Genomic DNA, 12,673 nt, shown 5'->3' with positions numbered 1-12,673 from the left:
CATTTTTTTTATAAACTTACTTATCTGAAAATATGATTCAAGCAGCGATAACAGGCATCGGAGCTTATGTTCCCGAAGATGTCATCACTAATGAGGATCTTGAAAAACTCGTGGATACGAATGATGAGTGGATCATGAGCCGCGTAGGGATCAAGGAACGTCATGTCCTTAAAGGTGAAGGTCAAGGTACATCTGTTATGGGTATACGTGCCGTACAGGAGTTGTTAGATAAAACTAATACAAGCCCTGATGATATTGATGTCCTTATTTTTGCCACTACAACCCCCGATTATCAGTTTCCTTCTACATCTGCTTTAGTTGCACATGGTTGTGGAATTAAAAATTCTTTGGCTTTCGATTTGCAGGCAGCTTGTTCAGGTTTCTTATTCGGTTTAGAAACCGGATCGAATTATATAAAATCAGGAAGATATAAGAAAGTTATAGTTGTAGCAGGTGATAAAATGACTGCAATAACCAACTATAAAGACAGAACTACTTGCCCTTTATTTGGAGATGCTGTAGGTGCTGTAATGTTAGAGCCAACTACCGAAGATTATGGTATTAAAGATACAATCTTACATACCGATGGCTTTGGTGCACCACACTTACACTTGTGTGGCGGTGGATCGGCATTTCCTGCATCAGCAGAAACCATAGAGAAAGGTATGCACTATGTATATCAGGAAGGTCAGGTTGTATTTAAGCATGCAGTGTCTCGTATGGCTGATGTTTCGGCTGAGATCATGGAGCGTAATCAATTGACCAAGGATGATGTGAACTGGTTTGTTCCTCATCAAGCTAACCTGAGAATTATAGATGCTGCCGCTAATCGTATGGGCTTGTCTAAAGATAAAGTGATGGTAAATATCGAAAGATATGGTAATACAAGTGCCGGAACAATTCCAATTTGTTTATGGGAATGGGAAAGCAAACTTAAAAAAGGAGATAATATTATTCTTGCCGCGTTTGGTGCCGGATTTACATGGGGTTCTGTGTATTTGAAGTGGGCTTACGACGGAAAATGATAGAAAAAATATATAAATCTTATATAGATAGAAAAGCGCATCTTTGTCAGGTGCGTTTTTTTATTCTATATTTGTTGTTCAATGAGGTATTTAAGTGAAGAATAAAATTTATTGGTGTGTTTTAAAAGATAGACCGGGCTCTTTTCAATATCTATCCGCATATACAAATGATAAACAGGTCTTAGACCTTCAACTAAATTTTTGAGAGAATAATAAAGAATGCATAAATCAGGTTTTGTAAATATTGTAGGAAATCCTAATGTTGGAAAATCAACATTGATGAATGAACTGGTTGGCGAGAAAATATCGATTATCACGTCAAAAGCTCAAACTACACGTCATCGTATTTTAGGAATAGTAAATACTGAAGAATATCAAATTGTATATTCAGATACTCCCGGTGTACTGCGTCCTAACTATAAGTTACAGGAATCAATGCGTAACTTTTCGGAATCGGCATTGGGTGATGCCGATGTACTACTCTATGTGACTGATGTGGTAGAGAAGACTTCGAAGAATGAAGATTTCTTGCAGAAGGTACAAAAAGTCGAAGCTCCTGTATTACTTTTGATAAACAAAATCGATCAAACCAATCAGGATGATTTGGTTAAATTAGTGGAGGAATGGAAAGAATTACTACCCAAAGCCGAAATATATCCTATATCTGCACTCAATAAGTTTAATATCGACTTTGTAAAACGTCGTATTATCGATTTAATACCTGAGTCGCCTCCTTATTTTGAAAAAGATGCCTTGACGGATCGTCCCGCCCGTTTCTTTGTAACTGAGATTGTGAGAGAGAAAATACTGCTTTATTACCAAAAGGAAGTTCCTTATTCGGTAGAGGTTGTTGTTGAGGAATTTAAAGAAGAAAGAGACATTATCAATATACGCATTCTTATTATTGTAGAACGCGATTCGCAAAAAGGAATAATAATCGGTCATAAAGGTGCTGCTTTGAAAAAGGTTGGTGCAATGGCTCGCCAGGATATGGAACGTTTTTTTGAGAAAAAAATATTTCTACAAATGTTTGTGAAAGTAGAAAAAGATTGGAGAAGTCGTGATAATATCTTGAGAACATTTGGATATCGTTTAGATTGAAAGAGTGTATCTGGCTGTTGTATTAACGAAACGATCCGGTTACAAGTTTAGCAAACTTATAAAGTTTACGTTATTCAGAAAATAATGATAAGATGAAAAAGATTGGACTTATACTATCATTCATGTTGTTCTGTTTCATTTATATGAAAGGGCAAGATACGGATATGAGCCATAAACTCACATCGCAAGGTGCTTGGTTTTTGTTTTCGGTGAGAACCGAAGAGCAAGTGGGTGAAGAAGTTTTAACTCAGGTTGAGTTTTACAAAAAAGATGACATTTCCAGTATATTTTTTGACGAAGAGAATAAATTATACTCGGTTTTTTCAAAATACAGCGCTGATGTGTACGAAGATCGATGGAAATTGGTTGATGATACCCATTTTGTGATGGTAAGTCCCAATGATGGTAGTTCTCAGATCGTAGAGATATTGGAAATTGATAAAACAAAGTTAGTGTTAAGAAACTGTGGCGATATAGAGAACGGAACTTCATGTTCTTTATATACTTATTTTTCGACTAAGGAAGGTTGGTTACCCGATTCGGAGATTGATGAGTTGAATTCAGCAGGAATAATAGAAGTGGAGGAAATGACTCCATAAAGATTGGTATTGAAATAAGCAATAAAAAGGTCTGAGACCTTATAACCTAAATATAAATTGCCCTAGTTTATGATCAAAAAGTATTTATTTCTATTTAGTCTGGCTATAACGACTTTAAGTTATGCACAAGACAATCAGAATAATATCAAACAAATGGACACAAAGAACCCTTTTTTCGAAGAGTTTAAAACACCTAAAGGCACTCCTCCTTTTGATTTAATTAAAAAAGAGGACTATAAGCCTGCTTTTGTTAAAGGTATCGAACAACAAACAGCCCAAATATCGGCAATTACCAGAAAAAGAGATGTAGCTACGTTCGAAAACACAGTGGTGGCATTGGACGAAAGCGGCGAAATATTAGATCGTGTATCTGCTGTATTCGGAGCGATACGTGGTGCTCAAAGTGATCCGGATATTCAAAAAATAGCAGAGGAAATTTCGCCTCTGTTATCAGAGCATAACGATAATATTTATTTGAATGTTCCTTTATTTGAGCGTATTAAAATTGTATATGCGGATAGTTTGAATCCGGCAAGAACTACAGAGCAAAAACGTTTGGTAGAGAAATATTACAAGTCATTTGTACGTTCGGGTATTGCCTTGAATGATACACAAAAAGACCGTTTACGTGAGATAAATAAAGAGTTAAGCCTGTTATCACTTTCTTTCGGTAAGAATCTTTTAGCTGAAACAAATAATTACGAATTGGTAATAGATAACCCGAAAGATCTGGCAGGATTACCTTCGGATGTTATTAGTATTGCTGCCGAAACGGCTAAAAGTAAAGGTATGACCGGTAAATGGGTATTTACTCTAAGTAAACCTAGCTGGTTGCCTTTTCTTCAATATGCCGATAACAGAGCATTGCGTGAAAAATTGTATAAAGCGATGTACAGTCGTGGTAACAATGATAATGAATTTGACAACAAAGCAATTATCAGTAAGATCGTTAATCTGAGATTGGAGAGAGCTAATTTGTTAGGATATAAATCTCATGCGGATTATGTGCTTGATGATACAATGGCTAAAACTCCTGATAATGTATTTGCTTTATTGAACAATATATGGGAATACGCATTACCTCAAGCTAAAAAAGAGGCTGTTGAACTTCAAAAGCTTATAGATAAAGATGGAGGTAATTTCAAATTAGAATCTTGGGATTGGTGGTATTATACCGAAAAACTACGCAAAGAGAAATATGCTTTGGATGAAGAAGCATTGAAGCCTTATTTTATGGTTGACAATGTTCGTGACGGAGCATTTTTGGTTGCGAATAGATTATATGGAATAACATTTAAACCTTCTGCAGAGATATCTACTTATCATAAAGATGTTCAGGTTTTTGATGTAATAGATGCTGACGGATCATTTATCGGTGTTCTTTATTTGGATTATTTCCCTCGTGCGAGTAAACGTAATGGAGCATGGATGAGTAGTTTCCGCAAACAAAGTGTAAAGAATGGAGAGTTTATTAATCCTATAATTTACAACGTTGGTAATTTTGCTTTACCTACTGAGGATAAACCTTCTTTGCTGACTTTGGAGCAAGTTACAACTCTTTTCCATGAGTTTGGACATGGCTTACATGGCTTATTATCGAATGTAAATTATAACGGATTGTCGGGTACAGCAGTTTCTCGTGATTTTGTAGAGTTACCTTCTCAAATATATGAGCATTGGGCATTACACCCTGAGGTGTTGAAATTATATGCAAAGCACTATCAAACAGGAGAGGTTATTCCGGATGCATTAATTGCAAAGATAGAGGAAGCTTCTAATTTTAATTCGGGATTTGAAACTACAGAGATTGTAGCTGCTGCTCTTTTGGATATGAAATGGCATGTGATAACAGAACATCAGGATTTTGATGTAAATGCATTTGAATCTGATGCAATGAATCAAATCGGACTTATCTCCGAGATTATACCCAGATATAAGAGTACTTATTTCGCCCACATCTTTGATGGCGGATATTCAGCCGGATATTACAGCTATTTGTGGTCTGAGGTATTGGATGCAGATGCTTTTGAAGCTTTTGTAGAAAAAGGAGTCTTTGATAGAACAACAGGTCAGTCGTTCCGTGACAATGTGTTATCTAAAGGTGGTTCGGAAGATCCGATGGTTCTATACAAACTTTTCAGAGGAGCAGAACCTAATCCGATTTATCTTTTGAAAAACAGAGGTTTTGTAAAGTAAGGTTGATTAGCTTACCTATAAAGGTATTCAAGATAATAAATCGATATGTGAAAGAGGAGTATTTATACTCCTCTTTTGTTATGTAATTTTTTAAACTCCAAGCATCCGGAGGCTTTCTTTTTAGATTGTGTAGATTATACGTCACTGACAAAATGTTAATTCACATACTAAATAATACACAATTTGATTAAATGCTTATATTTGTGTTAGATTTTATTGAGGGTGGGCAGTTTTAATATTTATAAGTAGTTGATGTCCTATTTTGAAGCTATCACCAGTAATTGTTACGATATTTGGCTCAATAGCGAAAAAAACAGATGCCTTACTTGATAATTTCTAAGCAGAATAATTTATTTAACCTTATTTAGAGTGATCCTTTTTATAAAGGTTTAGGTCTGAAATCTTTAATGGAAAAAATATGACAATAGGTGTTGACCTGGGAGCTACTAATATAAGAGTAGGCATAGTCGAAGGTGGTGTTATCTACCGTAAAATATCTGAGCCTTTCCCGTATGATAAAACATTTGAAGAAACAATCAATTTTTTAATAAGCACTATCAGACGATTGATGAATACAAATATCAAAGGTATTGGTATTGGTGTTCCATCGGTGGTTGATTCTCGTAAGGGAATAGTTTATAAAGCCGGAAACGTTCCGTCGTGGAAAGAAGTTCACTTGAAGGACATCCTCGAAGCTGAATTTAAAATACAGGTACGTGTTAATAATGACTGTAACTGTTTTGCTTTCGGTGAAAGATATTATGGCGAATGTACCCCTTATCGTAATATTGTAGGTGTAACATTGGGAGCAGGAGTCGGATCGGGTATCATTATTAACGATGTTTTATATGAAGGACTGAATACAGGAGCCGGTGAAATTGGCTTAGTACCTTATCTGGATAGTAACTATGAACATTATTGCGCATCTAAATTTTTTCAACGATATAAAACGACTGCACATATAGCATATCTGAGAGCTGAGAATGGCGATAAGGAAGCTTTGGCTATATGGGAGGAATTTGGGCACCATATCGGTAATATGATTCAAGTGATCATGTACATGTATGATCCCGAAGCTTTAATCTTGGGTGGAGGAATCTCCAAAGGATATAAATACTTTGAGGGGGGGATGGCTAAAAATCTGGCTGACTTTCCTTATCCTTTAGCTTTAGACCAAATGAAAATTCTGCTATCATCGAAAGAAGATATTAGTTTACTGGGTGCTGCATCGCTTATTCCTTAAAACAGAATTCTTTTATCTAAAAAATAAAAAAAACAGATCTTTTGAGCTATGCTTTAAAAGATCTGTTTTTTACTTTATTATTAATATAGGTTATTCATCGGCTTTAATTGTTGCTTCATATTCTTTCAGTAATTTGTCTTGAACATCGGCCGGTACCAGTTCGTATTTCGAGAATTTCATAATAAATGAAGCACGCCCTCCGGTTAGAGAACTCAGTGTGATCGAATAATTAGACATCTCTTTCAAAGGAATTTTGGCATTTATAATTTCAATATCTTTATCACTTTCCATTCCTTGAATTATCCCCCTGCGGTTTTGAATATCACTCATTACATCACCCATTTTGTCGGAAGGAACAAAAACGGTCACATCCGATATTGGTTCCAGAATTTTAGGGCCTGCATTACGGAAAGCTTCGTTAAAAGCATTACGTCCGGCAAGCATAAACGATATTTCATTCGAATCTACAGGATGCATCTTTCCATCATAAACAATAACACGCACATCCCGGGCATATGATCCTGTAAGTGGACCTTGTTCAAGGCGAGCCATGATCCCCTTTATGATAGCAGGTACAAATCGATTATCAATAGCACCTCCGACAATACTGTTGACAAAAACAAGCTTGCCACCCCAGTCTAAGTCGTGGGTTTGAATATCTCTCGATTGTACTTTAAATTCTTGTCCGTTAAATTTATAAGTGTCGGGTACAGGCATACCTTCAATGTAAGGCTCTACAATCATATGGACTTCTCCGAATTGCCCTGCACCTCCCGATTGTTTCTTATGACGATACTCTGCTCGCGAAGGTTTGGTAATGGTTTCCCGGTAAGGTATCTTAGGTTCAGAATATACGATTGCTATTTTATCATTATTTTCGATTCTCCACTTCAATGTTTTCAGGTGAAACTCTCCTTGCCCTGATACAATCATTTGTTTCAGCTCTTTGGAGTTCTCGATCAGCCATGTTGGGTCTTCTTCATGCATCCGCTGTAAAGCTTCGCTTAGTTTTTCGGAGTCTCTTTCGTTGGCAGCTTTTATAGCCCTGCGATATTTAGGATTGGGGTATTTAATAAAGTCAAATTGATTGTCGGTTCCTTTTCCGTTCAGCGTATTTCCGGTGCGTACATCTTTTAGTTTAACGGTTGCACCTATATCTCCCGCAACCAGTTCGTCAACTTTGGTGCGTTGCTGACCTGCAACCATAAACAATTGCCCGATACGTTCTTTAGATCCTCTGTCGGAGTTGATGAGGTCATCGCCTTCTTTTACTTTTCCGCTCATCACTTTAAAATAGGAGATATCGCCCACATGAGGTTCTACTGTCGATTTAAAGAAAAACAGGCTGGTAGGACCATTGACATCAGGTTTAACTTCTTCGCCTTCGGTGTTTACAGGGTAGGGCATATCTACAACGTAAGGAACGACATTACCTAGAAATTCCATGGTACGCCTTACGCACATATCTCGTTCGGCACAAACACAGAATATGGGAAAAATATCTCTTTGTACAAGCCCTTTGCGAATTCCGAACCGCATTTCTTCTTCGGTAAGAGTACCTTGTTCGAAGAATTTTTCCATTAGCGATTCTTCATGTTCGGCTGCCGCTTCTACCAGTTTTTGGTGAAGTTCTTCCGCTTTATCTTTTTCTTCTTCGGGAACTTCGAGTACTTCGGGAACTCCTCCTTCGGGTTTCCATCTGTACATCTTTTTTTTGAGGACATCAACTATGGCATTGAAGTTCGGTCCGCAATTGATGGGGTATTGTATAAGTACGGCTTTTTCTCCGTAATTGCCTTTCAGCTGAGCCACTACACTGTCAAAATCGGCTTTTTCGTGATCGAGCTGATTGACTATAAACATCACCGGTTTCTGAAATTTTTGGATATATCTTAATTGGTTTACTGTACCAACTTCTATTCCATATTGAGCATTTAATACCATGAGTGCAGTATCGGTCACATTGAGTGATGTTACTACATTGCCTATAAAATCGTCAGCTCCCGGACAATCAATAAAATTGAGTTTTCGATTCATCCATTCAACAGAAAAGATACTCGAGAAGACCGAATATCCATACTCTTTTTCAACCGGAAAATAATCGGTAACTGTGTTTCCGCCTTTCACAGTACCTCTGCGTTTTATAACCCCTGCCTCGAAAAGCATTGCTTCGGCAAGAGTGGTTTTCCCGGAGCCGGAGCTCCCAAGAATTGCAATGTTTTTGATTTCGTTAGTTTGGTAAGTTCTCATGGTAATAAATATTTATAGGATTTATATAAGGTCTCAGACCTTTTTATTACTTCATTCAGTATAAAAACTACAGCCTATTATTTTGAGAATATTTGATTATATTCTCAATTACTTTAAATATTCAAACTCAATAAGGTTTAGGAAACAAATGCTCGTTTGCATTTTTTCAAAATTAATAAATGTTCTTTTGATGAGGTTATCTTAATAGAAGTAAAATAGTATGTTTTTCAGCAGGTTATTAGGGGGTAAGATACCAAAAAGGCGATCCGGGATATTGGGGATCGCCTTTTTTAGTATATCTAAGATTCTTAATTCCAAGAAAGATCCTGTAATTGATATTTAAACTGGAAAGTAGATGGATTTACCACATCATATGGGTTGAAAATGAATGGCGACAGCGTTTGATTATTTGCTGTATTTCTAATGATTTCTTCTACTTGCGTTACTAAAGCATATTTTTCTTTAGATCCTATTGTGGAAATATATCTGATGGTGTAGCCTGTTATAAAAGTATCAGGTATATAACCCATATTTAAAGTTGCAGGAAGTAATCCCCTTGTTAATAAGGGTGGATTGGAGGATGGTATAACAATACTATACCCCTTTGGCACTTCTATATATTTAATATATTCGCAAAACTCAGTATAATATGGAACACCTACTATTATTCTTGAATCGTAAGGGAAGCCAAAGGTTAAGTTATACTTCTTTAAAATACTTCTTTTGTCATAGCCGGAAACAATATAGGTTTGATTAGTACTTTTCAATGAACTATTTGTTTCGTATACAAATAATTCTGAATGAGAGTTCTCAAATATAAAGTTTTGCGGATTTTGTTTTTTTAAGTCGGCATTAATCTGTTCAATATTGGTTTTCAGATCATTTTCTGAAAATATTTTAATTGATTGAACTTCTCCATTCAAGTTTACTTCTTCTATCTCAGGTTCATGAGAGCATGAGAGAAAAGAGAATAATAGTCCCAAAAACAGGATCAATTTTTTATTTTTCATACGTATATTTTTTTCGAATGAATAAAATGAGGCTTAACTTCATTATATATAATTAGTCCCAGCTTGTAAATATATATTGGTACTTGAACTCAAAATTAGAAGGACCTGGTATGGCTTTCAATGGCATATAGTAGGGTGGGTTGTAAAAAATTTGTTTACCTTCTACATTATACTGCACTGTTACCGCTTCCGTTACTAATTCATAGATATCTTCTGTGCTTGTAGATGAATATTGTTTGTGTGTATAGCCGGTGGTTATAGCCTTATTAGTCGCAGTGCCAATAGGTAGGCGCCCCATTGCCGATAAAGATTCCATCACACTTTGAGGGGGAAGAACGAATGTTGCCCCTTTAGGTATCCTGACAAATTTAACATAAAGTCTTATGTTTCCTATAAAAATCATGTTGGTATACCCATATACGCGTGAGTCTTTAGGTACACTCCCTTCGGCAAATTTAAATTTCCAGTCATTTACGTATCTTACCTCATCGTATCCATAGACTTTGTAAGTAACTCCGGCAGATCTTGTTGTATTACCTGTTTCATCTATCCATAAATCAGAATTTGGATTATCGAAAGTGTATAAATCCGGATTGTTTATTGTTAAAGATTGGATCAGGCTATCGGGCAGAAATGCACCGGTATTCACTTCTATAAGATTAGACTTTGATATTAGACTTTGATCTAAATTCACACCCTTATCGTTTTCTATGTCATTAGAGCATGAGGTGAAAATAGTAACTAGTAAAGTTGTGATAAGAAATAGTTTTTTCATCCTGATAAAATTTAGTAGATATAATTAGTTTAGTTCGTATTTAAACGCATATCCTTCTGTATATGCGTTGTTAATGCCAAGCTCAATGTCATAGACACCTTTCGGCAACTCTTTATCGATATCAAATGTTACAATATGAGTAGTAAAGCAAGATAGGTCAATACAATCAAAATCATTAGGTGTACTTATGATATTTATTTTCAGAGTTTTGTTCTGTTGATATAAATAAATTTTCTGGATTTTATCTCCTTTTTTTATCAGTTTTGTTCTGACTTCGCATGTTACTGATGAGCCGCTTTTTTTCATTTTGAAATCTTTGACGGGATTAACTTGCCCTAAATCTGTAATTATAATATTTGATACGGATAATACTTCATCGCTATTATCCATATTACTATGATCACAACTAAAGCAGAATAGGGTGGCCAGAAAAAGAAGATGAATGTAGATAGTCTTTCTTTTCATAATATTTACAATTAGGAAATTAAGTACTTAATAAGTATGATTTACTTATTTGAAATGACATGTGTTGAAGAATTTGATTCTTGTTTGTATAATTTTGTTTGTGTAATGTTTTTTGCCTATATGAGATAGACTTGACAAATATATAGAAATATTTAAAAACAGAGGTCTTTTCTATCTAAGAAAAGACCTCTGTTTATGTTAAATGTATATTATTTAAAACTTAAGAATGCTGATTGATAATATTTCGCAGCCATTTAACCAACATCATAATGGCAAGAGCAGCCACTACACACGCACCGAAATTCATCAGGAAATAGTATTCTTTATTATCGAACATATCCCACATTCCGGCAACCATTCCGCTCAGTTTATTACCTATCGAAGTAGACAAAAACCAGCCTCCCATCATAAATGAGGTAATGCTTTTGGGACTTACTTTAGAGACAAGGGATAAACCTATTGGACTGATTAGTAATTCTCCTACAGTGATAACTCCGTATGTGCCGATAAGCCAGAGTGCCGATGCTTTGTCTGTGTAAATATCCGTATAGATAACCGATGCAGCCATAACAAGGGATGAAAGTCCGGTAATAAGTAGTCCCCATCCCATTTTGGCAGGAGTAGACGGTTCCCGTCCTCTTATCCGGAGTCTCGAAAAGAATCCCAATACAATAGGGGTAAGTATAACTATAAAGAATGGATTTATGGATTGGAAAATTTCAGTAGATATCAAGTTTACTTTTTCGCCTTCCTGAGGTAAGTTTTCGGGTGATTCATTGATAAAGTAATGAGGATAATCGTACGCTTTTATCGTATTTCCGTTAGCATCTGTTACAGCTTTCAATGTATGATCCATGGCGATAACAGAATCTTTTTTGTATTCTAATTCTTGCACCATTCCAACGGGTTTTACCAATTTGGATACAGCAGGAGTTATCGAGCGTTCGGTATAACTCTCCGCAAATGTGGTAAGTGCCGTAGCATTCTGTTTAAATACTGTCCAGAATACAACCATAATAAGAAAGATACTCAAAAGGGCTTTAATCTGTGAGCGTTCTTCTTTTGGGGATCTGAATATGAGTGAGCCATAGAATACAATAACGGGTATACATCCGAATAAGAATGCGTCATTGGAATCTGATCCGAAAACATTCCCCGGAATCAACCATCCCAATGCTCCAAACGCCAGGGCAGGCGCAAATACATAAAGTAATACTTTAGTTATGTCGGAATTAGAATCATCCGATTTCTTAATAATATCGGCTTCTTTAATATGGCGTGTACCCATCAGAAAGACTACAAGACCGATAAGCATACCTATACCGGCTGCTATAAAGGCATATCCCCATCCGTAATTGTTGCGCATATATGCTGCCACAAAATTACAAACAAAAGCTCCTACATTGATACCCATATAAAAGATGCTGTAACCGGCATCTTTTTTAGCCTTGTATTTTTCTTCTGAATAGAGATTACCCAATAAAGTTGAGATATTAGGCTTGAAAAAACCATTACCTACGATAATTAATAGCAGGGCTATCCACATGGCTGTACTTCCCGGAATGGCAAGCGTACAATATCCGGCAGACATAAGTACTGCTCCGATAATGATAGATTTGCGATATCCCAGAAGTTTATCAGCAATCAGTCCTCCCAGAAAAGGTGTTATATAAACTAGTCCTAAATATGTACCAACAATGTCATAAGCTTCTTTTTTTAATAAGCCCATGCCATCTGCATCAATAAGGTAGAGTGCAAATATGCCTAACATGAGGTAATATCCGAAGCGTTCCCACATTTCGGTTAAGAACAGATATTTTAAGCCTTTTGGATGCGATACGCTTTCTTGAGGAGAGGATAGATTTTCAGTCATACAATATTTTATTTTTCGGATTTATGCAAAGATAAGTTTCTGAGCCGAATATGAAAAGATGTGTGATGATATTAGTTCTATTATTTCTATACTTTTCGACCTGTACGCAATTAAAAATTGCTTGCATTCCTATTGT

10 protein-coding genes are annotated in these 12,673 nt (G+C 36.0%); 5 read left to right on the top strand and 5 right to left on the bottom strand.

Translation table 11 applies throughout. The annotated features are described in order from the left end of the window. The first annotated feature begins 32 nt into the window (after positions 1 to 32). The 5 genes from G7050_RS00990 to G7050_RS00970 all read left to right on the top strand — a co-directional run bounded on the left by G7050_RS00990 (position 33) and on the right by G7050_RS00970 (position 6,164). On the top strand, positions 33 to 1,025 hold the full coding sequence (locus G7050_RS00990) for a beta-ketoacyl-ACP synthase III (protein ID WP_166109898.1): 993 nt from the start codon (positions 33 to 35) through the stop codon (positions 1,023 to 1,025). Positions 1,026 to 1,244: 219 nt separating this feature from the next. Then, a complete protein-coding gene (gene era, locus G7050_RS00985) occupies positions 1,245 to 2,126 on the top strand; it encodes a GTPase Era (RefSeq protein WP_166109895.1) in 882 nt (293 codons plus the stop codon). Between the two features lie 92 nt (positions 2,127 to 2,218). Beyond that, entirely contained in the window at positions 2,219 to 2,725 is a 507-nt protein-coding gene (locus G7050_RS00980; protein WP_166109891.1) for a hypothetical protein, read from the top strand. A gap of 69 nt (positions 2,726 to 2,794) precedes the next feature. Next, a complete protein-coding gene (locus G7050_RS00975; RefSeq protein ID WP_166109888.1) occupies positions 2,795 to 4,921 on the top strand; it encodes a M3 family metallopeptidase in 2,127 nt (708 codons plus the stop codon). Positions 4,922 to 5,339: 418 nt separating this feature from the next. Further along, positions 5,340 to 6,164 (top strand): ROK family protein, encoded by an 825-nt coding sequence (locus G7050_RS00970; RefSeq protein ID WP_166109885.1) that lies wholly within the window; start codon positions 5,340 to 5,342, stop codon positions 6,162 to 6,164. A gap of 90 nt (positions 6,165 to 6,254) precedes the next feature. Here the strand turns inward: G7050_RS00970 and G7050_RS00965 are convergent, their stop codons facing one another. The 5 genes from G7050_RS00965 to G7050_RS00945 all read right to left on the bottom strand — a co-directional run bounded on the left by G7050_RS00965 (position 6,255) and on the right by G7050_RS00945 (position 12,537). Further along, the gene (locus G7050_RS00965; protein WP_166109882.1) at positions 6,255 to 8,414 is read right to left on the bottom strand and encodes a translation factor GTPase family protein; all 2,160 of its coding nucleotides are present in this window, start codon (positions 8,412 to 8,414) and stop codon (positions 6,255 to 6,257) included. Positions 8,415 to 8,722: 308 nt separating this feature from the next. After that, on the bottom strand, positions 8,723 to 9,424 hold the full coding sequence (locus G7050_RS00960) for a hypothetical protein (protein ID WP_166109879.1): 702 nt from the start codon (positions 9,422 to 9,424) through the stop codon (positions 8,723 to 8,725). 52 nt (positions 9,425 to 9,476) lie between these two features. Then, on the bottom strand, positions 9,477 to 10,199 hold the full coding sequence (locus tag G7050_RS00955; protein WP_166109876.1) for a hypothetical protein: 723 nt from the start codon (positions 10,197 to 10,199) through the stop codon (positions 9,477 to 9,479). A 24-nt stretch (positions 10,200 to 10,223) separates the two neighbouring features. Beyond that, entirely contained in the window at positions 10,224 to 10,664 is a 441-nt protein-coding gene (locus G7050_RS00950; protein ID WP_166109873.1) for a hypothetical protein, read from the bottom strand. Positions 10,665 to 10,884: 220 nt separating this feature from the next. After that, positions 10,885 to 12,537 (bottom strand): peptide MFS transporter, encoded by a 1,653-nt coding sequence (locus G7050_RS00945; RefSeq protein WP_166109870.1) that lies wholly within the window; start codon positions 12,535 to 12,537, stop codon positions 10,885 to 10,887. Positions 12,538 to 12,673: the final 136 nt, after the last annotated feature.

Source organism: Dysgonomonas sp. HDW5A, from assembly GCF_011299555.1.
GTDB lineage: Bacteria > Bacteroidota > Bacteroidia > Bacteroidales > Dysgonomonadaceae > Dysgonomonas_A.
This window is presented reverse-complemented; position numbering and strand designations above follow the sequence as displayed.